Origin of the sequence: Pseudomonas sp. Irchel 3A5 (genome assembly GCF_900187575.1) — a bacterium.
GTDB lineage: Bacteria > Pseudomonadota > Gammaproteobacteria > Pseudomonadales > Pseudomonadaceae > Aquipseudomonas > Aquipseudomonas folii.
This window is the reverse complement of sequence record NZ_FYDU01000019.1, coordinates 50081-74303: the sequence shown is the minus strand read 5'-3', so window position 1 is coordinate 74303 and position 24223 is coordinate 50081. Positions and strand designations below refer to the sequence as shown.

Below are 24223 nucleotides of genomic sequence, written 5' to 3'. Positions count from 1 at the left end.
AGCCTTCGCCAACTTTCCGAGGGACGCCGTCGCCATGGTTTCACCGATCAACGCCGCTGAGCGAAAGCCGTATCAGAAAATCGCCGATCAATTGCGCAATTACATTGCGCAGGCGGACTTCAAAACCGGTGCAAGGCTTCCCCCTGAACGTGACCTGACGCGGTTGCTGGGGGTATCGCGACCTTCGCTGCGCGAGGCGTTGATTGCACTGGAGATCGAAGGCGCCGTCGAAATCAAGATGGGCTCAGGCGTTTATGTGCGTGCCAACCAAAAGGAAGGCAGCAGCAAACCTGTGACGTTGGGCGAGAGCCCCTCGGAGCTGATGCAGGCCCGAGCGTTGATCGAAGGCGAAAGCGTGATTCTGGCCTGTTTGCATGGCAAGAAAAGTGACTACCGCTATTTGCAGGACTGCATCGACGCCATGCGTGCAAGCATTGCCAACGGCCTGCCACCGCTGGAGGACGACCGCAAATTTCATCATCGGCTGGCCAAAATGAGCGGCAATTCGGCGCTGGTGCGAATTATCACTGCGCTCTTTGATGAGAGACACAACCCGATTTCGGCTCACTTGAGCAAGCATTCTGAGAATGCGTCGACCTGGGAAGCGGCGGTCATTGAGCATGAGGCGATTCTGCGTGCGGTTGCCAATAAGGACGTGCTCGGCGCCCAGACCTCGATGCGCCAGCATTTGAGTCGCTCGGAAGGACGCTGGCTGCAGGCGCTGGAGCCTGAGGATTTGGGGCGTTAGGTTAGCTTGATATCTGTGGCGCCTGCATCGCGGGCAAGCACCGCTCCCACAGGAGATCGCAGCTTCCTGTTGGAGCCGGGCTTGCCTGCGAACCAGTCGACGCGGTATGGCAGAAAAACCGCTTTATCGTTCTTCGCGGCAAGCCTCGCTCCAACAGGGGAACACGGTGTCATGTTCTTCCCGGGCAAGCACCGCTCCCACATGAGATCGCATTCCCCCTGTGGGAGCGGTGCTTGCCCGCGATATAGGCGCTAAGGTCTATCAGACGGACAACATCAACTCAACTGCTGCCGCACAGCCAGTTCCACCCCGCGAATCTCTGCCAAGCCTTTGAGCCGACCAATCAGCGAGTAACCAGGATTGCTCTTGCGGTGTTGATCGTCCAGCAATTGATGTCCATGGTCCGGGCGCAATGGCAGGCGTGGGCCGCCTTCGCGTTCACGTCTACGCTCCTCGGTGACCAGCTCACGGATAACCCCGACCATATCAACGTCGCCGCCCAGGTGATGGGCTTCGTGGAAGCTGCGCGGGTCCGCCTCGCGGCGGGTTGAGCGCAGGTGCGTGAAGTAGATGTACGGCGCAAAGTGCTTGGCCATGGCCACAAGATCGTTGTCCTCGCGCACACCGTAAGAGCCGGTGCAGAACGTCAGGCCATTGGCCTGGCTAGGCGCGGCGTCCAGCAACCATTGCGCATCGGCGGCGGTGGACAGAATGCGCGGCAGCCCCAGCAGTGCACGAGGTGGGTCGTCCGGGTGGATCGCCATGCGTACCCCAACTTCCTCTGCCACCGGAATCACTGCACGCAGAAAGTACCCCAGATGCTCACGCAAACGGGCTTCGTCGATATCAGCGTAAGTACGCAGCAAGGCCCGAAAATCTTCCAGGGTGTAATGCTCCTCGGCGCCCGGTAAACCTGCAATCAGGGTATTAACCAACGCCTGGCTCTGGCTTTCGGTCAGCCCTTCAAAATAGGTTTTGGCCTGCTGAATATCCTCGGCGCTGTACTCGGCTTCTGCCCCCGGACGCTTGAGGATGAACAGGTCGAAGGCGGCAAACGCGGTCTGGTCGAAACGCAGTGCCCAACCACCGTCTGCCAGTTCCCAGGCCAGGTCGGTACGTGTCCAGTCCAGGACCGGCATGAAGTTGTAGCAGACGATATCAATGCCACAACTAGCCAGGTTACGCACGCTCTGCTGGTAGTTGGCGATGTACTCATCACGTCGGCCGCAGCCGCGCTTGATGTCTTCATGTACCGGGATGCTTTCCACCACTGACCAGATCAGGCCAGCATCTTCGATCATTGCTTTGCGCGCCGCGATGGCCTCTACTGGCCACACTTCGCCGTTGGGGATTTCATGCAGCGCAGTGACGATGCCGGTCGCTCCGGTTTGCCGGACATCCGCCAGGGAGATCGGGTCTTTGGGGCCAAACCAGCGCCATGTCTGTTCCATGTGCTTCTCCTTTCTTGTTAGTGGTGTGCAGCGAAGCGTTGCAGCACGCTGCTGATACCTTCGCCAACCAGCGAGCTGTAAGCCTGTTGCACGGCGTCACGAAACGCAGGGCGATTGGCCAACGCCGCCGGGAAAACCTCATCCAGTTCGAGAAATGCGTCTACCAGAGCCGCATCTTCGAAACGCCCCGCCAGATCGGCAAAAGTGGCGTTCAATGGATCGTCGATAACCTGCTCAGTCGGCTGCGTGCAGTAACAAATCCAGGCCGCGACGCCCAAAGCGGTACAAGCGATATCGCGACCGTCGTCAAGCAACTGCTGTGCGCCGAGCAGCCAGCGTTGCGGCAGCTTTTGCGAACCGTCCATGGCAATCTGGCGGAGGCGATGTTGCAGGCTGTCATTGGCAAAGCGCGCGATTAGATCGCGGGCATAGAGGGAAAGATCGATGCCCGCAGGCATGTCCAGCGTGGGTGCGGCTTCATGGGCCATGTAATGCTCAATGAGACCTGCCATCCGGGCGTCGTTGACCGCCTCGAACACCAACTCATGTCCCGCCAGCACACCCACGTAAGCCAATAACGAATGGCTGCCGTTGAGCATGCGCAGCTTCATCGTTTCGAAGGGCTGCACGTCGTCGACCATCTGTACGCCTTCCACTTCCCAGTCAGGGCGACCCAGCGGAAAGTTGTCCTCGATTACCCACTGGCTGAAGCTTTCACAGACCACGGCCGCTGGGTCATGGCAGTCCAGTTGTTGCTCCAGACGACCGAAAGACTCTGCGGTCATGGCCGGGACAATACGGTCGACCATGCAACTGGGAAACGCCACGTGCTGGTCGACCCACTGCGCCAGGTCTTGATCCTGCTCTGCCGCTAAGCCGCGCACCGCTTGCCGGGTACGCTGGCCGTTGTCAGGCATGTTGTCGCAACACAGGACAGTGAAAGCCGGGATGTCAGCTGTCCGACGACGGCGCAAGGCTTCGAGGACGATACCGGGCGCCGAACGCGGCGTGTGCGGATGAGCAATGTCATGGGCAATCGTCGGATCTTCAAGGCGCAGTTGCCCGGTTGACGGACTCAAGCAGTAGCCTTTTTCGGTGACGGTGAGCGTAACAATCCGCGTTTGCGGCTCGGCCATGCGCTGCAACAGTTTTTCCAGCTCATCACCGCCCTCGCCCGCATAAAGCGCCTGTCGCACCACCGCAATTTCCCGCAGCGTCACGTGCTCACGGTCGCGGTACTCGGCGACGTGGTAGCGGCCATCCTGCTCGCGCAATAGATCAACCACTGCATGGTTTGATCGCAGGTTGGCACTGCACAGCCCCCAGTCGCTCTGGCCATGACGGTTGAGGTTGCGTTGCAGATAAACCGCCTGATGAGCGCGATGAAACGCCCCCAGGCCCAAATGCACGATACCGATCTCCGAGGCAGGGTCGGCAGCAGGCACACGGTTCACAATTGGCATCGAAACGCTCCTTATGTTCTGGGATGGCTCAAGGCCGAATCATGCTGCGGGATCTGCACAGCCGCCTCACCCGTGTCTGCAGCGCTCAGCGGTTTTACGTAACGCGCCACGCACACGGCGCCGATTACGGTCAACAGTCCCGCCAACAGGAAGGCACTGGTGAACGAGCCGGTAAACTGCACCAGAAAACCGGTCAGGGTCGGGCCAATGATGCCTGAGGTGTTCGCCAGGAAATGCATGAAGCCACTGACCCCACCCACGCGTGCGGCAGGCACGGTGTCCTGAATGATCGCCCAGTAAATGGCACCGGTCAGGTAGAGGAAGAACACGGCCAGCGCAACAAGAATGACCGCCGGATAAAGTGTTTTGACGATCCCGGCCACCGCAATACAGGCAGCGCAGGCCAGCAGGCACGTGACCAGCACCACTTTGCGGGAGAACATCATCCGCCCGGTCTTCTTGAACACGAAATCGGAAATGAAACCGCCGAGGGCCAGACCGAGGAAACCCAGCAGCCACGGAATGACGGTGGCGATGCTCATGTCCTTGACGTTCAGGCCATGGGCCATGGTCAGGTAGCTGGGGAACCAGGTCAGGAAGAAAAACAGCGTGTAGTTATAGGAAAAGAACGCCAGAGAGGTGAACAGCACCGTAGGTTGCTTGAGGTAATAACGCAGCGGATGCACCGGCAACGAAGCCACTTCGCTCGTGCCTTCGGCGCGCTGGATCTCTTCAGCCACCTTGCCTTCGGGTTTGTCCTTGACGAACTTGAACCACACTGCAGCCCAGATCAGGCCTACCACCATGATGATAATGAACGATACTTTCCAGCCGTAGCTGATGGCAATGAAGCCTACCACCGGCCCGGAAATCGCCCCGCCCAGCGGCGTGCCGGACATGGACGAACCCAGCGCCCGCGCACGTTGCTTGGGCGTGTACCAGTTGTTGACCATCTTGCTCGTGGTGACGCTCAACGGCCCTTCACCCATGCCGAACAGGATGCGGATCAGCACCAACGAAGCGAAACCTACGGTCAGCACAGTCAGGCCGCTGAACAACGACCACAACACCATCGCCAGCAGCAGCGTGGTTTTTGCGCCGTAGCGATCAGCCGCCCAGCCACCGATGAAGTTGAACGCCGCGTAGCCGACGAAAAAACTGCTGAAGATCATGCCCATTTCACCTGTCGTCAGACCGTAGTCCTTCTGGATGAAAGGGGCTGCCACGGACAATGCAGAGCGATCCAGGTAGTTAATGACGCCTGCCAGGAACAGCATGATGATAATTAATGTACGACCTTGACCAAACATTGGAACCTCCCGCTTTTTATGTTTATTCGGTGAGGGTGCCCAAAGGGGCACTCGTTTCTACAGCGGACTAGTGACGCGCTTCACCCAACTGCACCAGCACCTTGCGGGTCTGTTCAGGATGGTGTTCGATCAGGTCGATGGCCGCAGGCATCTCGTCGAAAGACACCTGATGGCTGACCAGCTCCTGAACCTGCAATTTGCCGCTGGCAATCAGCTCAATCACCCTGGGGAACTTGCGGTTGTTCAGGCGCGAACCCACCAGGGTAAGCTCCTTCTTGATCATTTCCAGTTGCACCAGATCACTCGGTGTCGCGTTGAAGCCCAACAGGCCAATACGCCCGGCTGGCGAGGCCAGGCGAACCATTTGCGGCATCAGGGACGGAATGCACGCCGCGTCGACAATCAGCGGGACGCCTTCGCCATGAGTCAATTCGCGCATCGTGGCCTCAACGTCGACCGCCTGACCATTGAGGGTGTGACTGGCGCCGAGGGCTTTGGCGGTTTCCAGCCGCGCGTCGATCACGTCGGTGACGGTGATATCGGTCAAACCCAGGGCCCGGGCCATCTGCACCAGGGTCAGGCCAATCACCCCAGCCCCGTAAATCAGCAGACTGTCACCCGGATGCACCTGCATGCGATCCAGCACGTTGAGCGCGATGGAGTAAGGTTCTACCAATGCCGCGTGGCTCAAAGACATCGAGTCCGGCAGGCGATGGGCGTTACCGGCCGGGACGCAGACTTGCTCGCTAAAACCGCCGTCGCGGTGCACGCCAATCACTTGCAGTTTTGTGCAGACGTTAGGGCGGTTGATCCTGCACGGGTAACACGTGCCGCAACTGATCACCGGGTCGATGCACACGCGGTCGCCGGCCTTGAGGTGTTCAACGCCCTCGCCCACTTCGCGAACCACACCAGAGAACTCATGACCGGTGACCCGCGGGAAGCGCACGAAAGCGTTCTGCCCGTGGATGATGTGCATGTCCGAGCCGCAGATACCGGCGTAGGCGACGTCAACCTTGACTTCGCCGGGTGCGACTTGCGGCACCTCGACCTGGGCCAGGCCGAACTCAAAAGGTGCTCTTACTTGAAAAGCTTTCATCGGATAACTCCTGTCAGGGCGGCCGCCGCCTGATGTTCTTGTTGTGGTAAATCGTTTTTTACTGGTATCGAAGCTGGGCTTACCAGTGCCAGAGCGTGCCGTCTTCAAGGCGATTGACCGGCAGGCTGGCGCGTTTGTAGGGGTATTTCGCCGCGAGGTTCTCGTCAATGTCGACGCCATGTCCCGGAGTTTCGCCCGGAGTGAAATGGCCGTCTTCAAAGCGATAGGCGTGAGGAAAGACTTCGTCTATTCGCTCGTCGTGAGGCATGTGCTCCTGAATGCCGAAGTTAGGCACCCAGGTATCGAAATGCAGCGCAGCCCCCATGCACACCGGCGACAGGTCTGTAGCCCCGTGAAAGCCGGTACGAACCTGGAACAACGCAGCAAAGTCCGCAATGCGTCGCACATGGGTAATGCCCCCTGCGTGTACCAGGGTGGCGCGGATGTAGTCGATCAACTGCTCCTGGATCAGCTCGCGGCAGTCATGAATCGAGTTGAAGACTTCACCCACCGCCAATGGCGTAGTGGTGTGCTGACGGATCAGGCGAAACGCAGCCTGATTTTCAGCCGGGGTGCAGTCCTCCAGCCAGAACAGATTGAACGGCTCTACAGCTTTACCCAACCGCCCCGCTTCGATAGGCGTGAGGCGGTGGTGGACGTCGTGAAGAATGTGCAAGTCGTCACCGAAACGCTCGCGAACGGCTGCAAACAATTTGGGTACATAGTTGAGGTATTTGGCGGTGTCCCACATATGTTCGGCAGGCAGGTCACTGTCGGCTGGCTCATAGCGCTCACCACTGCGTTTGGCCACGCCGTAGGTGGTGGCAATGCCGGGAATCCCGCATTGCACGCGTACCGCTTTGTAACCCAGCTCCACATGGCGGGCGACTTCGTCCAGGCAACCCTCGATGTCCTTGCCGGTGGCATGCCCGTACACCATCACCCGCTCGCGGCTCTTGCCACCCAGCAACTGATACAACGGCATGTTGGCGGCCTTGGCCTTGATGTCCCACAGCGCGATGTCTACTGCGGCAATCGCGGTCATGGTCACCGGGCCACGGCGCCAATAGGCCCCGCGATACAGGTACTGCCAGATGTCCTCAATACGGTGGGCATCGCGACCGATCAGCGCGGGCAGCACGTGTTCTTCAAGGTAGGCGACCACCGCCAGTTCGCGGCCATTGAGGGTTGCATCACCAATGCCATAAATACCGGCATCCGTGACGATTTTAAGAGTGATCAGGTTGCGACCCGGACAGGTCACGATCACGCGGGCTTCAATGATTTTCATCAGTTGCGGGCCTCTGCGGCAAAAGAAAAAGAAGGCATATCCAGACTGGGCATCGCGGCTACGGGGATCAATGCACCGCGATGCTGAACGACTTGAGCGGCCAGTCGATGTCCCCACTGAGCCGCGAGATCCGGGGCACCGCCTTGCAGGCGACAGGAGAGATATCCGGCGCTGAACGAATCGCCTGCCGCCGTGGTGTCGACGATGTTGCGCACGGCTTCGGCAGGCACTTCGAAGCGCTGGCCGGCGCAGTTGATCAGGCATGACGCCGCGCCGCGCTTGAGCACGACCTCGTCAACGCCGAAGTTCGCATAGGCACTGAACAAGGCCTCCACGTCGGGGTAAGCAAACAGGGCTTCGTCGTCCTCCCAGGTGATCAGGGCCAGATCGGTCAGGCGCAGGATGTCGCTATAGGCCTGGCGAGCTGCGCTGGCGTCAGGCCAAAGGTGAGGACGGAAGTTGTTATCGAAAACGATCCGGGTGCCGGATTCCCGGGCTTGAGCCACCGCCTCCAACAGGCGCTCGCGACCATCTGGCGTGAGAATCGCCAGGCTGATGCCGCTCAGGTAGAGGTAGTCGTAGTCGGCCAGAGCTTGCAGCATTGCATCTGCTTCAGGCCCGTCGAACATGCGCCGCGCTGCAGCCTGGCCGCGCCAGTACACAAAGCGACGCTCGCCACGAGTATCGGTCTGGATGACGTAAAGCCCCGGCAATGCGTCCTTGATCACCCTAACGTGCCGGTTGCCGACGCCCTCGTCACACCACAACTGGCGCATGGCGTCGCTGAAGCTGTCCGCGCCGATGGCGGTCACGTACTCCACGGCGATGCGTGCAGCTGGATTCAATCGTGCGAGATAGACGGCCGTGTTCAGCGTGTCACCGCCAAACGTCTGGCTGAAGTCCGAGGCTGACTCGGCACGCATCTCGATCATGCACTCACCCACCATCGCTACCGTGACGGGTTTGTGTGAAACGGATTGCGGCTGTTGTCTTGAAATCGCATTCATCGTTACGCGCCTTTATTATTTTTAAAACGGCGTTTCATTTGCAGCTTGGGGCGGAGTTTTGATCAGATTTTGAAGCTCGTCAAGAAAAATGAAACAGCGTTTTGATTCGCTAGCGTATATTCTTGGGTTTTCCGTTCCCGTTGGAGCCTTCATGGACAACAGCACTCTCCAGAACAATGAACTGGTCTCCGCAGTAGGCCGGACCATGGCGGTACTAGAGGCATTGGCAGAACATCCCGAGGAAAGCGGCGTATCGGAAATCGCGCAGAAACTGGACATGTCCAAAAGCACGGTTTATCGCTTTTTGCAGTCACTCAAAGCCCGCGGTTATGTGGTGCAGGACGCCGAAGATCGTTACCGGCTCAGCGTTCGACTGTTTGAATTGGGCGCGCAAGCCCTGCCTCATCTGGACATCGTCCGCGAGGCTGAGCCGGGCATGCGCCGTATCAATGAGCTGACCGGCGAGACCGTGCATTTGGGGATTCTTGACGAAGGCAGCATCGTCTACGTGCACAAGATCGACTCCAAGTACAACCTGCGCATGTATTCGCGCATCGGTCGGCGCGCGCCGCTTTACTGCACCGGGATCGGCAAGGTCTTGATGGCATGGCTGGATCAGCCGGAATTGCTGGCGCACTTGCAGGAAGAAAGCTTTGAGCGCCGAACAGCCAACACGCTGACAACCGTCGATGCTTATTTGCAGGAACTGCAGGTGGTTCGCGAGCAGGGCTATGCCGAAGACCATGAAGAATTCGAAGACAACATGCGCTGTCTGGCGGCGCCGATTCGCGACCGTTTTGGTCATGTGATCGGTGGCATGAGCGTGTCATTCCCCTGCTTCCGCTTTCGCGAAGAACTCAAGCAGGATTACGTCAAACAGCTGATGAAAGCCACGCAGCGGATTTCCAGCCAGTTAGGCTGGCACGCGAAATAACCTGCTGATCAAAGCGCCTCTTCAATGACTCGCCGAAACGACTCGATAAAAACCGTCTCGGCGCGGTTCATCCGTTGATCACGGTTCCACATCAGAAACATATCGACATCCACCACGCCGTCAGCCGGTGGCAAACGCCAGATCAGACCGTTGTGCAAATCATTGTCCACCAGGTGTTCAGGCAAACAACCGATGCCGTAACCGGCAATGATCAACCGGCGAATCTCTTCAAAGCTGGGCGAGGATGCGACGATTTTGCCGGTAAAGCCCTGCTGATCGCGGAACACCGTCAGTGGCGACAGATTGCCGCCAAGCTGGTCGCTGGTGAAGCTGACAAAGTTTTCGCCCTGCAATGCATCCAGTGCCAACCCTCGTTTGCCGAAAAGTCGATGACGTTTGCCGCAAAAGAATGCGTAGCGCTGGCGCATTAACAGAACCCGCTCCAGTTTCGCCTGGGGGAAGCGGCACAGTCCGATGCCCAGACTGGCAGTTTTCTGGTTCAGCGAACTCTGAATGTCCGAACTGCGCATGACTTCAAGTTCCAGTTCGACACGCGGATGCATTAGATGGAAGTCCGCAAGAAAGTCGTCATAGAGCGGTGACTGCACGTGACTGATGGACAGCACACGTACTTTGCCAACGACTTCTTCCTCGGCACCCTCAACTGCCGTACCCAGGCGCGAGACATTGCCATACATTTCCTGAGCAATGCCAAACACCTCCTCCCCCGCTTGAGTCAGGTCGAAGCGCGGCCCCTTGCGCACAATCAACGCGCAATCGAGCTGTCCTTCAAGACGTTTCAGCGACTGACTGACCGCTGATTGCGTGACAAAAAGCCTGGCCGCCGCACGGCTGATACTGCGTTCCTGACCGATTGCCAGGTAAGTGCGCAACAGGTTCCAGTCCAGTCGATCATTGAGAAAGCGCCGCCCTTGCCACTTGCCTTGTGCTTCGACCGATTCGTCGTTATTCATCACCGCACCATTAGTAGCCTGACTAATACACAAAATAAGTATTAGCAAATTGATTAATTATAGGCAGCGAGCGATAAAGCAGGGAAGCGCCCCCAGAGCGCTACGTGACCAGCCTCAATCCCTGCCATAACGCCAAAACCAAAAGGGCCTTGCATGCGAACCTCATCCAACCAGCCGCGTCGAGCGGCTGCCGCGGCATTCATCGGGACCACCATCGAGTTCTACGACTTCTACATCTACGCTACAGCCGCCGCGCTGATCCTGGGCCAGGTGTTTTTCCCCAGCGATACGCCCGGCCTGAGCACCCTTGCCGCCTTTGGCACTTTCGCGGTGGGGTTCATCGCACGGCCCATGGCCGGGATGGTGTTCGGCCATCTGGGGGATCGTCTTGGCCGGAAAAAGATGTTGCTGTTCACGATGCTGTTGATGGGGCTCGCGACTACCGGGATCGGCTTGTTGCCAAGCTACGCCAGCGCCGGTATCTGGGCCCCCATTGGTCTGGTCGCGCTGCGCATCGTGCAAGGCATTTCGGTCGGTGGCGAATGGGGCGGCGCGGTGCTGATGGCCAGCGAACATGCGCCCAAGGGTCGCAAGACGTTCTACGCCTCGTTTGCGCAACTGGGCAGCCCCGCCGGTTTGCTGCTGGCGTTGATTGCCTTCCGATTGGTGACATCTCTGGAGCCCGCTGAATTTGCCGACTGGGGCTGGCGTTTGCCATTCCTCGCCAGCGGCGTGCTGATGATGATTGGCCTGGCGATCCGCTTTGGCGTTGAAGAGTCACCGGAATTCAAAGAAGTCGCCGAGAAAGGCGAAACTGCCAAATACCCGGTCCTGGATGTGCTGCGCACCTGCTGGCGGCAGATTTTCTTTGCCGCCTGTGCCGTAACCATCGGCTCGGCGGGGTTCTTCTTCACCAACACCTTCATGATCACTTACGTGACCCAGTATCAGGGCATCTCCCGGGCGACCATTCTGGATTGCCTGTTTATCGTGACCGTCCTGCAATTCATTTCCCAGCCGATCAGCGCATTGCTGGCTGAGCGTATCGGTGAAGGCCGGTTCCTGATGTTGACCGCCCTGCTCTCGATGTTCATGCCCTACCCGATGTTTCTGTTGGTCGGCACTCAGAATCTCGCGTTGATGACCCTGGGCATCGCCATGGCCGTGATCACCCTGTCAGCACTCTACGCGGTGATTGCCGGTTACATGGCGCAGGCATTCCCGGCGCACCTGCGTTACAGCGGGATTTCCATCGCCTACCAGCTGATCTGTGCGATTGCCGGTGGCAGCACGCCCATCATCGGTACGTTGCTGGCGACTCACTACGCCGGGCAGTGGCTGCCTTTGGCGATTTTCTTCAGTGTGCTGGCAGGCATTTCGCTGTTTGGCGTCTGTGGTCTGGCGCGTCTGCGCGGTGACGACAACACCACGCAGCAGCCAGCGTTCAACAAGGAGCTTTCATGAATACCCCGGACTCTATCGATGCTGTGGAATGGCAGGCCCGCTGCGAACTGGCTGCGTTGTATCGGCTGGTGGCGCACTTCCGCATGACTGATTTGATCGACACGCACATCAGCCTGCGTATCCCCGGTCCCGCACATCACTTTCTGATCAACCGCTACGGGGTGATCTTCGATCGGATGAGAGCCAGCGATCTGGTGCGCATCGATGAGCATGGTCAGGTGGTCAATGGTGACCTGGAAAACAGTCGGGTCAATGCCGCAGGCTTCGTTGTCCATTCCGCGATCCATATGGCCCGGGAAGACCTGAATTGCGTGATTCATACCCACACTGCAGCCGGTATGGCAGTCGCCGCGCAGGAACATGGCCTGTTGCCAATCACCCAACATGCGCTGAAGTTCTACGGCAAGCTGGGTTATCACACCTATGAAGGCATCGCCCTGTCGCTGGAGGAACGGGAGCGCCTGGTGGCGGATCTCGGCCCTCATAAAGCGATGATTCTGCGCAATCACGGGCTGTTGGCGGGGGGTGGCAGCGTGGCTCAGGCGTTCCACGAGATACATTTTCTCGAGCGAGCGTGTCAGGCACAGGTTCAAGCCCTGTCCGGTAACAGTAAACTCGTGCAACCCAGCGAGGAAGTGTGCCGTTTGACAGCCCAACAGTTTGATCGCGATGAAGCCGCAGAGATCATTCAGTTGAGCTGGAAAGCAGCACTCACCTTGATCGAAGACCAACGCGAGTCCTACTGCTCATGACCACCGTCGTCCTGTTGACCAATGACACCGTTCTAGACAGCGAACTGCTAAACGCATTTGCCCGTATTGCGCCTGAACTCAAGGTGGTACTGCCCGATGACCCGGCCGCCGCCGAGGCGCAAATCGCCGCCTGCTGGTATCCGCCCGCAGGCAGCATGGCGAGCCTGCCCAACCTGCGACTGGTGCACTCGGTGGCTGCCGGGGTCGATCATTTGCGCACTGACCCGAGTCGAGCGGATCTTCCCGCCTGCCGCGTGGTGGACCCTGACCATAGGCGCGGGATGACCGAATACGTGCGCTGGGCAGTGCTGCATTTTCATCGTGATTTTGATCGCGTGGCTGCGCAGCAACGCCACAGTGCGTGGCAGCGTCATCCACAGCGGCCCGCAGGTCAATTCAAGGTGGGCGTCATGGGCCTGGGTTCGCTGGGTGCAGCGATTGCCAGTGATCTGGCCGGTGCTGGCTACGCCGTGAGTGGCTGGGCACGCAGCCCGCGAGAAATCCCGGGCGTGGTCTGTCATCACGGTGACGGACAGTTCAATGGATTCCTCGACGGACTGGACATGCTGGTCAACCTGCTGCCTTTGACTGACGCTACCCGAGGCATCCTGTGCAGCAAGACCTTTGCCGCTCTGGCTCCTGGCGCGGTGGTCGTGAATGCCGGACGCGGGCAGCACCTGATCGTTGATGACTTGCAACAGGCGCTGGCCAGCGGGCATCTGCGCGGCGCGGTGCTGGACGTGTTCGATCAGGAGCCGCTGCCGGTCGATGATCCTTTGTGGCAGATGCCGGGCGTGATCATCACCCCGCACATGGCCTCCGCAGCCTCCGACGATTGCATTGCGCAGCAGGTCGCGGAAAACGCCCGCCGCCTGATCAACGGCGAGCCCCTGAATAACCTGGTGGACCCGACGCTGGGCTACTGAAGCGATATACAAGAGGTTGAGTGATGAGCGTACTTGAATCCAACGGCGAGCGCCTCTGGGCCAGCCTGATGGACATGGCCAAAGTCGGTGCCACAGCCAAAGGCGGCAACTGCCGCCTGGCCCTGTCTGCGGAGGACAAAGCCGGGCGTGAGCTGTTCATGAGTTGGTGTAGGGAGGCAGGCATGACCCTGAGCTTCGATGCCATCGGTAACCTGTTCGCCCGCCGCGCCGGACTGGACGACACGCTTGATCCGATCGTGATGGGCAGCCATCTGGACACCCAGCCCAAAGGTGGTCGCTTCGATGGCATCTACGGTGTCTTGAGCGGGCTGGAAGTGGTTCGCTGTCTGAACGAGCAAGGCATCCAGAGCCAGCGCCCGATCGAGATTGCGGTCTGGACCAACGAAGAAGGTGCGCGCTTCACGCCTGCGATGTTTGGTTCTGCGGTATTCACCGGCAGCCTGGAATTACAGACCGCGCTGGACGCCTGCGATGCGGACGGTATCAGCGTCGCTCAAGCGCTGGACGCCACCGGGCATGTGGGTGAGCAACCCTTCAAACGTCCTTTCGATGCGTATTTTGAAGCGCACATCGAACAGGGCCCGATCCTTGAAGATAACGGCATCCCGGTGGGCGTGGTGACGGGTGGCCAGGCGATTTGCTGGCTGGACGTGCAGGTCAAAGGCCAGAGCGCCCATGCCGGGACCACACCGATGAAACTGCGCAAGGACGCCCTGTTTGGCGTGGCGCAAATGGCTGCGCAACTTGAAGCCCTGGCCGATGAGTTCGCGCCCAAAGGGCTGGTGACCATCGGCCAGTTGAGCATCGCCAAATCGTCGCGCAATACCATCGCAGGCAGCGTGAACTTCACGGTCGATTTACGTCACCACGAAGACGAGCAGATTGCGCTCATGGAACAGCAGGTCCAACAGCGTTTCCAGCAAGTGGCTGACGCTCGCGGGTTGACCCTGAACATACAGCGCCACTGGCTCAGTCCGGCCACTCCGTTCGACAAGGACTGCGTCGCCGCAGTGCGCCGTGCCGTCGAAGCGCTGGGGTATCCGCATCAGGACATCGTCAGCGGCGCAGGCCACGACGCTATCCTGCTGGCTCGACACTGCCCAACCACCATGGTGTTCATCCCATGCGTTGGCGGGTTGAGTCATAACGAGGCCGAGGATATCTTCCCGGAAGATGCACGGATGGGGTGCGATGTGCTGCTGAATGCCATTGTCGAACGGATTCAGCGATAACAAACTGAGCGGGCAAGCCCAGAACGCGGGCCGATCATGATCTCACGCTCATGGACGGCCCGTGGAACCGAATCTAGTCGGAAGGCGGTATTCCAGGCCGTATATAAGCTGCGGAGGTACCGGCCCTTTCGCGAATGAATTCGCTCCTGCGGGGATTGGGGTTTGCAGACGAATATTGAACCGCCACTTAATCCCCGCTCACGGCGCGTAGCCAGTCTGCAGGGATCCTACCGAATCTCATTGACGTACATGAAGTGCTCAGTGCTCGCGCGCTGGTGGGTCATCATGACCGGCGTGGCGGCCTGATCGAATGACACCGCATCAATAATCATCACTGCATGGGGCGCGGTCAGTTCCAGCAGTGCGCAATCCTCGTCATTGGCCAGACCAGCCGTCAGTTGCTCCCGCACAGCAGCAACACGCAGACCGTACTGCTCAAGCAGATAACGATAGAGCAATTCCGGCAATTCCTCCGGGCCAGGAAAATCCGGGACTTTACTGGCCACAATCGTGAACTGCTCATGCATCGCAGGCACGCCGTCGATGCTACGCAGGCGGTGCAAGCGATAGACCGGACTGCCCTCTTCGATCAGCAGCTTTTCCGCATCGTTCGCACTGGCCTCCCCCAACTGGTAATCAAGCAATACCGTGCGCGATTTCAGCAGCGCGCCTTCCTTGTTGTGCAATCGGAAGTACTGGAAGAAATAGCGCAGGTTGTGCAACGGAGCCCAGCCGGTCACCACGGTGCCCGTTTTGCGTCTGCGCATCAGCATCCCCTCGGACACCAACTCGGCCAATGCGCGCCGGATGGTGCCGACTGACACGCCGAAATCGGCCGCCAAAGCATTCTCACTGGGTATCACCGTGCCGCTTGCCCACTCGCCTAGGAGGATTGCCTCGGAAATATGCCGTTTGACTACCTCATAAAGGGGCGCGCCGTCGTTTTCGCTCAGGCGCGAGAAATTCACAGGTGCAAGCGGCGGGTTGCTGTCTGTCATCTTTTTTCCTTGACGGGCCGTGCGTGGATACTTAACTATAAACTATATAGAAATACATCGAGAGCGAAAAATGACGATGAATGCGGCGCTGAAACAGGCACTCGAGTCAATCGAGGCGGATCATGATTCGCTCCTCCATGATCTGCAACGCATGATCGCCGTAGACACCTGTTTTCCTCCCGGTGCGGGCTACGGCGCGTTTGCCGACCTCATGGATGAGTTGGTCGCGCCGTTGGGGATGGACACCCGACGCGTCACGGTGCCCGAAACGTTATGGCAGACCCGCAGCGGCGAAGCCTATGGCGAACGCATCAATCTTGTTGCTCGTCAGCCTGGCGATCAGGAAGTCTGCAGCTTGTATTTCCATGTCGATACCGTACCGCCGGGCGACGGCTGGACTCAGCCGCCGCTGCAACTGACCGAGGTCGAAGGCAAACTCATTGGCCGCGGCACCGCTGATATGAAAGGCAGCATCGCCTCCACCCTCGCTGCCTTGCGCGCTGCCCAGCGTTTCAATTTGCCGCTGCGCTACTGCCCATCGTTGTTACTGTGTACTGACGAGGAAGGCGGTTTGTACCCAGGTATCCGTTATCTGGCCGAACAACAACTGGTGGAAGGCCATATCCTCAGCTTCAACGGCGGCGCCGCCCCCCGCATCTGGGCGGGCTGCTTTGGCAGCATCGATCTGAAGATCACGGTCAAAGGCCGCTCCTCGCATTCGGGTGAGCCGGTCAATGCAATCAATGCCATTGAACAGAGCCTGCCGCTGCTCAATGCGTTGCACAGCCTGAAGCTCGACGTGCAAAAACGAGCCTGGCCGATGCCCGCGCCTCCGCATTACAACGGCGCGCCGCTGATTTCACGCATGACGCTGGCCGCCGCCCATGGTGGCAGCAAGGGATCAACCGTCCCGGCGCAATTCGACATCCTGATCAATCGCCGCTACGCGCCGCAGGAGCCTTACGAACAGGTCATGGCTGAGTTGAAAAACTGCATTGAGAGCGCCATGGCGGATAGCGAAGCGTTGTCCTTCGAACATGAAGTGATTGGTCATCTGGCCCCGGTTGCGGACCCTACCGGTCCGCACTGGCCGCGCTGGCAGGCGGCGCTGGGTGTCGGCTTCGGTTTCACCCCGGAACAGTTTCAGCGCTACGGCTCGTCGAGCAGTTCGGACATGGGATGGGTGCAACAAGCGGGCATCCAGGAAATTCTGCTGGGTGGACTGATCCGCCCGGAAAGCCGTATTCACGCTGCGGACGAGTACACCACCCGCAGCGATCTGGTGGCGCTGGCGCAATCGATCCTGACCTATCTGGCCGCTGACTTCGTTTCGCCAGCGCTCACTGAGTCACCTGCTGACTGAACACTGGAAACACCGAAGACCGGCATCAAGACTGGTTATCGGCTTCTTACCTGGCTGCCCTACGCCCACTCATTGCAAAGTGAAGTATCGCCATGACTACCGTTTTCAGGCTCAACCGCCGTCGTTTCCTGACCACTTCCGCCATCGTCACCGGCGCGGCCATGCTGCCGTTTTCCGGCACACTCTGGGCCGCCGCTGCGGCTCGCAAAGGTGGCACGCTGCGTATCAGCGTCGATCAGGCAGTCGGTATGCTCAACCCGCTGCTGGCACGGGTTAATCCCGAGTATCTGCTCAGCGAACTGCTCTATAACGGCCTGACCCGTCTGAGTCAGGAGATGCAGGCAGAACCGGATCTGGCGCAATCCTGGAGCCACAACGACACGCTGACCGAGTGGACCTTCACGTTGCGCGGCAACCTGCGCTTCCACGATGGCAGCGCCTGCACCGCCAAGGACGTTGCCGCCAGCCTGCAAGCGATCCTTGATCCAAAAACCGCTTCGCCCGGCCTGCGCAACATCGGCCCGATTCAAACCGTGGAAGCCCTTGATGACGTGCGCATAAAAATCACCACCAGCGCCCCGTATGCCGACTTGCCTGTGAGCCTGGCCTACCCGGACGCCAAGATCGTCCCGGCCGCCATCGTGCAAGGCGATCTGGCGCGGCTGTCCCGCGAAGCGGTGGGCACGGGGCCGTTCAAACTGGTGTCGTTCGAGCCGGAACGCATGGTAGTGGTTGCCCGCAACGAACACTTTCATGACCCGGAACGCCCGCATCTGGATCGTATCGAAATCCGCGTATACCCCGATCCGTCGGCGGAAAGCTCGGCGCTGATGTCGGGCGACATTGACCTGATGCTGTCGGCTCAAGCCACAGAGTTCAGCCGACTCAGTGACGCCAGTGGCGTTAAAGGTCTGCGCGTGCCTTCCGGACAGTTCCTGAATATCAACATGGCGTGCGACCAGCCACCGTTCAACGATGTGCGGGTTCGTCAGGCGCTGTCTCTTTGTGTTGACCGCGCCGCCCTCGTGGATTTTGTGGCGGAAGGTTTTGGTACTCCCGGCAATGACACCCCGCTCAATGCTGCCTATCGCTACCACAGCGATATTGCCTTGCGAGAGGCCAATATCGAGCAGGCGAAAAAACTGCTGGCCGACGCCGGTTATCCCAACGGCCTGGACATCACGCTGGTTGCTTCGGACAAACCGTCCACCCGTACCCAGCTGGGTATTGCTGTCCGCGAAATGGCCAAGCCAGCCGGTTTCAACATCAATGTTGCGACCATGGCCAACAGCACTTATCTGGATCAGGTCTGGAAGAAAGGCAACTTCTATGTCGGCTTCTACAACATGCAGCCCTACGCCGACGCGGTGTTCTCGCTGTTGTACACGTCGAATGCCGCCTGGAATGAAACCCGCTGGAACAACGCCGAGTTTGACGCGGCAGTGACTGCAGCCCGTGGCACCGATGATCCGGTCAAGCGCGCCGCTCTGTACGCCACTGCGCAGAAACTGATGCATGAGCAGGTGCCATCGCTGATTCCGACGTTCTTCGATGTACTGGCCGCGCAACGCAATTACGTCCAGGGCTATCAATTGCACCCTCGCGGCGCGGTATTCCGTCTCGATCAGGCGTGGCTGGACGACAGCGCGCCCAAGCGTGGATGAAACGAGGATAAACCTGTGACTGCTGCTTATCTGACCAAGCGTTTGCTATTGGTCGTGTACACCCTGCTGATCGTTTCACTGCTGGTCTTTGCCATCACGCAACTGCTCCCGGCAGATGCGGCGGTGACCTTGCTGGGCCAGAACGCCACGCCTGAAGCCCTTGAAGCGCTGCGCGCCAGGCTCGGGCTGGATCAGCCAGCCTGGCTGCAATTCAGTCACTGGTTGATGGGGGTTCTGCAAGGCGACCTGGGTGTGTCGATGCGCAATGGCCAGCCAGTGCTCGGTTCGCTGCTTGATGCGCTGGGCCGCTCGTTATTGCTGGCAAGCTGCTCGTTGCTGCTGATGCTGGCGGTGGCGATTCCTTTGGGAATCATTGCCGCTGTGCGTCGGGGGCGTCCAGTGGACCTGATCATTGGCGTGCTGTCTTACATCGGCGTGTCGTTGCCCGAGTTCGTCACCGCCACGCTGCTGGTTCTACTCTTCGCTGATTTCTGGCAGTTGCTGCCTGCGACCGGCTATGTGCCGCTGGGCGATAACGTCGTCGAAGGCATTCGCCACCTGATTCTACCGACGCTGACGGTGTCGATGATCATGGTTGCCCATGTCTCGCGCATGGTGCGCTCGGAGATGATCGACGTTCTGGAAACCGACTACATACGCGCCGCACGCCTCAAGGGCCTCACACGGCGGCGGGTATTGCTGCGTCATGCGCTGCGCAACGGCTTGCTGCCGACCATCACCATTGTCGCGCTGGACGTTGGCTACCTGCTGGGCGGCATCGTCGTGGTCGAGGAGATTTTCAACATCCCCGGCATCGGCCGCGAATTGCTGGTCGCTGTAGCCGCCCGGGACTTGCCGGCGATTCAGGGTGGTGTGCTGATCCTTGCCGCTACTTATTGCGTGGTCAACTTTGTGGCTGACCTGACCTATGCCTATCTCGACCGGCGAATTCAATATGCGTAATGTTTTCTACCGGCTGCTGGCGACGCCTCAAGGCTTGCTGGGCAGTCTTATCTTGCTGCTGGCGGTCATTCTGGTGGTCGCAGGCCCTGCGCTAGCCCCGTTCGATCCGGAAGCCATTTCGATTCTCACCCGTTACAAAGCGCCCAGCCTGACGCACTGGCTGGGTACTGACCAAATGGGTCGCGACATCCTCAGTCGTGTGCTGGTTGGCGCCCAGGCGACGATCTCGCTCTCCGTGTTTGCGACCGCCATGGCGATGCTGATCGGCGCGTTGTTGGGCACTGTCAGCGGCTACCTCGGCGGTCGCGTCGACGAAGCATTGATGCGGACGCTGGACGCGGTGATGGCGATTCCTACGCTGTTATTTGCAATGTTGATTGTCAGCACTCTGGGCAAAAGCGATTTCAATGCGGTACTGGCAATCACTATTGCCTTTGTCCCAGGCATGGCGCGTATTGCCCGCAGCGTGGCCCTGGCTGCCCGCCGTCAGGACTACGTCAATGCCGCAATCGCCCGGGGCGAATCCACCGCCTACATCGTGGTGCGGGAAATGCTGCCCAATATCGTGGCGCCGATCATCGTCGAAGCAACCATTCGCGTGGCCTTCGCCATCATGCTGTTCGCCACCTTGAGTTTCCTCGGCCTTGGCGCACAACCGCCACAGCCTGAATGGGGGCTGATGGTTGCCGAAGCGCGGCGCTACTTCTTTCAGGCTCCGTGGATGATGCTGATGCCGGGCCTGGCAATCGCCATCATTGCGATCGGCTTCAATCTGCTGGGCGATGGCTTGCGCGATGCCCTTAATCCCAAGGGGCAGCGCTCATGAGTACGATTCTGGAAGTGGCTGATTACAGCCTCGACTATCAATTGCCCACCGGCGCCCTGCATGTCCTGCAGAACATTGACTTCAGCGTTGCAGCAGGCGAAGTCGTCGGGCTGGTCGGTGAGTCCGGCTCGGGCAAGACCACCCTCGGCTGGGCGATCATGCGCTACCTGGCCAGCAATGCCCGGGAGATGGGCGGCAGCATCAGCCTGCAAGGCGAGAACCTGCTGCAAATGCCTCAACGTGAAGTAGAGAAGCTGCGCGGCGGGCGTTTGGGCATGATCTTTCAGGACCCTAGCGCGTCGCTTAATCCGACACTCAGCCTCGGCGAGCAAGTGGTTGAAGTCCTGACCCGCCACCGGGATCTGGGCTATCGCGAGGCCTGGGCCCTGGGCGAACAGTTGCTGGCCGACGTTGACCTGAAAGACCCTGCCGCGATGATGAAGCGCTTCCCCCATGAAGCGTCCGGTGGCGAGAAACAGCGTGTGCTGATCGCAACCGCCTTCGCCCGCCGCCCGCAGTGCCTGATTTTCGATGAGCCGACCACGGCCCTAGACGTAATCAGCTCCGCGCAGATCCTGCAGTTGTTTCGCCGTCTGCGTGAAGAGACCGGCGTTGCTTCTTTATATATCTCCCATGACCTGGCGCTGGTGTCGCGAGTCGCGGATCGGGTGTGCGTGCTCAATCAGGGGCGCATCGTCGAGCAGGCTCGTGGCGGACGCATTTTCAGCGCCCCAAGTGATCCTTACACGCAACGTCTGGTGGCGGCTGTTCCGGCTGCGGACAAACGTCTGCTGGATGAGAAGAAATCCGTCGGCCCGGCGCTACTGCAAGTCAGCGACCTCAACGTCCGTTATGGTCGCCCTAGCCTGCTCGACAGTCTGTTGCGGCGTAAATCAGTGCCCTCCATGGGGGCCCGCGACATGAACCTGAGCATGGCGCGGGGTGAAATCCTTGGCATCATCGGCGAGTCCGGTTCGGGCAAATCAACCCTGGCCAAGGCCTTGACCGGTTTGACACCGTTTACCGGCGCTGTGTATTTCGACGGCAAACCGATCTGCGGCCCCGCGCAGATGGACCGCGATTATCGGCGCAAGGTGCAAATCATCTTTCAGCACCCGGATGCCTCGCTTAATCCACGGCAGACGATTGGGCAGATCCTGTCTCGACCCTTGCGCCTGTATGGCCTGACGCAAGGCGAAACCGAAGCTGAGGCGATCGGCCGTCTGCTGCGCGAAGTGCGCCTGCCTGAAGACTTTGCCAGTCGCTACCCCCATGAGTTGTCAGGTGGACAGAAGCAGCGTGTCGCCATCGCCCGCGCGTTCGCCGCCCGCCCGGAACTGGTGATCTGCGATGAAATCACCGCTGCGCTGGACGTTTCGGTGCAGGCCACGGTGATCGAACTGCTACTGGAACTACGCCGCCAGCACGGTACCGCTTACCTGTTCATTACCCATGACCTCAATCTGGTCCGGCAGATTGCCCACCGGATTGCCGTGATGTACCGCGGCGATCTGCTGGAAATTCTGCCCGCCGTGGGCATGGCCGCTCAGGCCACTCACCCCTATACCCGCGCCCTGCTCGACGCAGTGCCGCAGCCTTTGAATGAATTGGAGCGCCTTGATGAAGAGCCCCTGCATGACGCCTGAAGCGCTACTCGACCGCATTGACGAGGCGTACTGCCTGGATTTCCTGGCGCGCATGGTGCAGCACAAAAGCTACAGCGCCACCCCCGAAGAACGGCAACTGGCCGAATACATGGCGGGGCAAATGGCGGAACTGGGGCTGGACGCCAAACTGATGCCGGTGCCGGGCGAACGCCTGAACGCCATTGGCACGCTCAAGGGCCAGGGTGGCGGTCACAGCCTGCTGTTCAATGGGCATCTCGACACCAACCCGGTGACTGAAGGCTGGACGGTGGATCCGTGGGCCGGAAAGATTGATGACGAGTTCATCTACGGCATCGGCGTTTCCAACATGAAGGCTGGTGATGCAGCCTATTTTTGCGCGCTGAAAACCTTGATCGATGCGGGTATCAAGCTCAAGGGCGATGTCATCCTCACTTATGTGGTGGGTGAACTGCAGGGTGGCATCGGGACCATTGCGGCCATCGAGCAAGGTGTGAAGGCGGACTATTTCATCAATTCAGAACCCACCGACCTGCAGGCCGTTACGCTGCACGTGGGCTCTTTGATGTTCGTCATCGAGCTGACCGGCGACACCCGTCACCTGTCCAAGCGTGAAGAAGCCGTGGACGTGATCACCGCTGCGGTGCAGTTGATCCCGCAGATCAACGGCATCACCTTCAGCGGCGCACGGTCGCCGGAGCATGAGAAGGTCAACCGCGGTCATATCGGCGTGGTGCGCGGCGCGCTGGGCCGCGACCTCGAAGAATGGCGTCCGCCACAAGTCGCGGACTTCCTGCGCCTGCGCGGTTCGGCACGCTATACGCCAGGGCAAACCGTGGAGTCGGTACTGGCCGACCTGCAGCGCTTGCTCGATCAGCTCTGCGAGCAATTCCCCGGGCTGCAGGCAAAGTTGATCAATGACAGTGACAATCAGCCGCTGATGCCACCGTTCGAGGTGTCCCACGACTCGCTGATCGTCAAGGCGATCAACGCTGCTTATCAGCAGGTTCGTGGCGAGCCGCAACCAACCGGCATCATCACCCCGCCCGCTTATTTCGGCACTGACGCTGCGCACTTTTACCAGCGTCTGGGCATGCAAGGCGTCGTCTGCGGTCCGGGCGGCAAGTTCAACACCATGCCGGACGAACGCGTACACATCAGCGATTACCTGGACATGGTGCGCGTCTACATCCTGGCTATCCTCAGCATTTGTGAGGTCGCCGAATAGCTCTGCTTCGAATTGCCCTGTTTTGAATAACGCTGCATCTCATAACAATGAATTCACGCACAAGAGTTCATAACCAGACGGCAAGGACGCCAACATTTTCTGTAGGAGCTGCCGAAGGCTGCGAAGCATTTAGCCTGACATACCGCGATCGCAGCCTTCGGCAGCTCCTACAGGTCTGATTCCGCAGGCAGCAGTATCAAGACCTGCGAATAATCTTGATCGAGTGCGTCAGTGTCGGTTTGCGCGTTACGCTGATAGCACGGCGCGTGACGGTGTCGAGGGTGATGTTCCAGTAGCCACTGCTTGGCACAGTGATTTTGGCTGGAAAAGTATCAAACGCCCCGCCGTGATAGGTGTGCCGTCCACCGTTCTTGAAGCTGCGGAAGTTTGCATCGCTCATCAGGCGAATATTGCAGGTCTGCGAAGCCTGAATGACCACGATGTCGTCTTCATTGAGGTGTTCACGCTGGTGTATGAATTTCATTTACTGCTCCGGCCAGGTGGGTCAGGCCTTTCTGTCATTGAAAGCTTCAAGCCTTTTGGGCAAGGATCGCGGCCATCAGCCCCGGAAATCGACTGTCCAGGTCATCGGTTCGCAGCGAGTTCATGTGCGTGGTGCCTACGTTCTGGGTCATGACCAGGCCTGCATCACGCAGCACCCGGAAATGATGGGACATACTCGACTTGGGTCTTCCACCGTCAAGCTCGCCACACGTGGCCTGAGGCACGCGGCCTAGATATCGGACTATCTCCAGACGAACCGGATCGCTCAGAGCGTAAAACACTCGCTCGAGTTCAAAGTCGCTGGCGGGGGGATGCTTGAATGGGCGCATGGGGCGAATCATACACGGGGGTTTACCGGACAGCCATTGTTCGAATAGTAT

General features: G+C 59.3%; 22 protein-coding genes. 12 read left to right on the top strand and 10 right to left on the bottom strand.

Translation table 11 applies throughout. The features are described 5' to 3' along the window. Positions 1-34 precede the first annotated feature (34 nt). On the top strand, positions 35-748 hold the full coding sequence (locus CKW31_RS26130) for a FadR/GntR family transcriptional regulator (protein WP_095101580.1): 714 nt from the start codon (positions 35-37) through the stop codon (positions 746-748). 275 nt (positions 749-1023) lie between these two features. Here CKW31_RS26130 and uxuA read toward each other — a convergent pair whose 3' ends face one another. The 6 genes from uxuA to CKW31_RS26095 form a co-directional block, all read right to left on the bottom strand. Then, on the bottom strand, positions 1024-2199 hold the full coding sequence (gene uxuA / locus CKW31_RS26120; protein ID WP_095101488.1) for a mannonate dehydratase: 1176 nt from the start codon (positions 2197-2199) through the stop codon (positions 1024-1026). A 17-nt stretch (positions 2200-2216) separates the two neighbouring features. After that, positions 2217-3662 carry a mannitol dehydrogenase family protein gene (locus CKW31_RS26115; protein ID WP_095101486.1) on the bottom strand — a complete coding sequence of 482 codons (1446 nt, stop codon included), beginning with the start codon at positions 3660-3662 and terminating at the stop codon, positions 2217-2219. Between the two features lie 11 nt (positions 3663-3673). Next, positions 3674-4972: an MFS transporter gene (locus tag CKW31_RS26110; protein ID WP_095101484.1), complete on the bottom strand. Its 1299-nt coding sequence runs from the start codon at positions 4970-4972 to the stop codon at positions 3674-3676. A gap of 67 nt (positions 4973-5039) precedes the next feature. After that, the gene (locus CKW31_RS26105) at positions 5040-6071 is read right to left on the bottom strand and encodes a Zn-dependent oxidoreductase (RefSeq protein ID WP_095101482.1); all 1032 of its coding nucleotides are present in this window, start codon (positions 6069-6071) and stop codon (positions 5040-5042) included. 79 nt (positions 6072-6150) lie between these two features. Beyond that, complete coding sequence (gene manD / locus CKW31_RS26100; protein ID WP_095101480.1) at positions 6151-7362, bottom strand: D-mannonate dehydratase ManD; 1212 nt, start codon at positions 7360-7362, stop codon at positions 6151-6153. Further along, positions 7362-8369, bottom strand: coding sequence for a sugar kinase (locus tag CKW31_RS26095; RefSeq protein ID WP_095101478.1), 1008 nt, complete (start codon positions 8367-8369; stop codon positions 7362-7364). The genes manD and CKW31_RS26095 overlap by 1 nt, the downstream gene beginning before the upstream one ends. Before the next feature lie 151 nt (positions 8370-8520). On the opposite strand from CKW31_RS26095, the gene kdgR reads away from it, so the two are divergent. Then, positions 8521-9303 carry a DNA-binding transcriptional regulator KdgR gene (kdgR, locus tag CKW31_RS26090; protein WP_095101476.1) on the top strand — a complete coding sequence of 261 codons (783 nt, stop codon included), beginning with the start codon at positions 8521-8523 and terminating at the stop codon, positions 9301-9303. An 8-nt stretch (positions 9304-9311) separates the two neighbouring features. Here kdgR and CKW31_RS26085 read toward each other — a convergent pair whose 3' ends face one another. Next, positions 9312-10277, bottom strand: a complete 966-nt coding sequence (locus CKW31_RS26085) for a LysR family transcriptional regulator (protein ID WP_095101474.1) — start codon at positions 10275-10277, stop codon at positions 9312-9314. A gap of 153 nt (positions 10278-10430) precedes the next feature. Between CKW31_RS26085 and CKW31_RS26080 the strand changes: the two genes are divergently transcribed. The 4 genes from CKW31_RS26080 to CKW31_RS26065 are packed head-to-tail and all read left to right on the top strand — an operon-like array spanning position 10431 to position 14672. After that, positions 10431-11741 (top strand): MFS transporter, encoded by a 1311-nt coding sequence (locus CKW31_RS26080; protein WP_095101472.1) that lies wholly within the window; start codon positions 10431-10433, stop codon positions 11739-11741. Continuing rightward, complete coding sequence (locus tag CKW31_RS26075) at positions 11738-12493, top strand: class II aldolase/adducin family protein (RefSeq protein WP_095101470.1); 756 nt, start codon at positions 11738-11740, stop codon at positions 12491-12493. The genes CKW31_RS26080 and CKW31_RS26075 overlap by 4 nt, the downstream gene beginning before the upstream one ends. Continuing rightward, positions 12490-13419, top strand: coding sequence for a glyoxylate/hydroxypyruvate reductase A (locus CKW31_RS26070; RefSeq protein ID WP_095101468.1), 930 nt, complete (start codon positions 12490-12492; stop codon positions 13417-13419). Before CKW31_RS26075 ends, CKW31_RS26070 begins: the two co-directional genes overlap by 4 nt. Positions 13420-13442: 23 nt before the next feature. After that, entirely contained in the window at positions 13443-14672 is a 1230-nt protein-coding gene (locus CKW31_RS26065; protein WP_095101466.1) for a Zn-dependent hydrolase, read from the top strand. 227 nt (positions 14673-14899) lie between these two features. Here the strand turns inward: CKW31_RS26065 and CKW31_RS26060 are convergent, their stop codons facing one another. Next, positions 14900-15670 carry a GntR family transcriptional regulator gene (locus tag CKW31_RS26060; protein WP_095101464.1) on the bottom strand — a complete coding sequence of 257 codons (771 nt, stop codon included), beginning with the start codon at positions 15668-15670 and terminating at the stop codon, positions 14900-14902. A gap of 70 nt (positions 15671-15740) precedes the next feature. Here CKW31_RS26060 and CKW31_RS26055 point away from each other — a divergent pair, with 70 nt between their 5' ends. The 6 genes from CKW31_RS26055 (at position 15741) to CKW31_RS26030 (ending at position 23339) form a co-directional block, all read left to right on the top strand. Next, on the top strand, positions 15741-17033 hold the full coding sequence (locus CKW31_RS26055) for a M20 family metallopeptidase (protein ID WP_095101462.1): 1293 nt from the start codon (positions 15741-15743) through the stop codon (positions 17031-17033). Between the two features lie 92 nt (positions 17034-17125). Next, the gene (locus tag CKW31_RS26050; RefSeq protein WP_095101460.1) at positions 17126-18697 is read left to right on the top strand and encodes an ABC transporter substrate-binding protein; all 1572 of its coding nucleotides are present in this window, start codon (positions 17126-17128) and stop codon (positions 18695-18697) included. A gap of 15 nt (positions 18698-18712) precedes the next feature. Continuing rightward, positions 18713-19660, top strand: a complete 948-nt coding sequence (locus CKW31_RS26045) for an ABC transporter permease (protein WP_095101458.1) — start codon at positions 18713-18715, stop codon at positions 19658-19660. Beyond that, positions 19653-20486, top strand: coding sequence for an ABC transporter permease (locus CKW31_RS26040; RefSeq protein WP_095101456.1), 834 nt, complete (start codon positions 19653-19655; stop codon positions 20484-20486). The genes CKW31_RS26045 and CKW31_RS26040 overlap by 8 nt, the downstream gene beginning before the upstream one ends. Further along, positions 20483-22132 carry an ABC transporter ATP-binding protein gene (locus tag CKW31_RS26035; protein WP_095101454.1) on the top strand — a complete coding sequence of 550 codons (1650 nt, stop codon included), beginning with the start codon at positions 20483-20485 and terminating at the stop codon, positions 22130-22132. Before CKW31_RS26040 ends, CKW31_RS26035 begins: the two co-directional genes overlap by 4 nt. After that, a complete protein-coding gene (locus CKW31_RS26030) occupies positions 22107-23339 on the top strand; it encodes a M20 family metallopeptidase (RefSeq protein ID WP_256582731.1) in 1233 nt (410 codons plus the stop codon). The genes CKW31_RS26035 and CKW31_RS26030 overlap by 26 nt, the downstream gene beginning before the upstream one ends. Positions 23340-23535: 196 nt before the next feature. On the opposite strand, the gene CKW31_RS26025 is transcribed toward CKW31_RS26030, so the two are convergent. Both CKW31_RS26025 and CKW31_RS26020 read right to left on the bottom strand, forming a co-directional pair. Next, positions 23536-23823 carry a DUF1883 domain-containing protein gene (locus CKW31_RS26025; RefSeq protein ID WP_087264168.1) on the bottom strand — a complete coding sequence of 96 codons (288 nt, stop codon included), beginning with the start codon at positions 23821-23823 and terminating at the stop codon, positions 23536-23538. Between the two features lie 46 nt (positions 23824-23869). Next, on the bottom strand, positions 23870-24172 hold the full coding sequence (locus tag CKW31_RS26020; protein WP_095101450.1) for a helix-turn-helix transcriptional regulator: 303 nt from the start codon (positions 24170-24172) through the stop codon (positions 23870-23872). Positions 24173-24223: the final 51 nt, after the last annotated feature.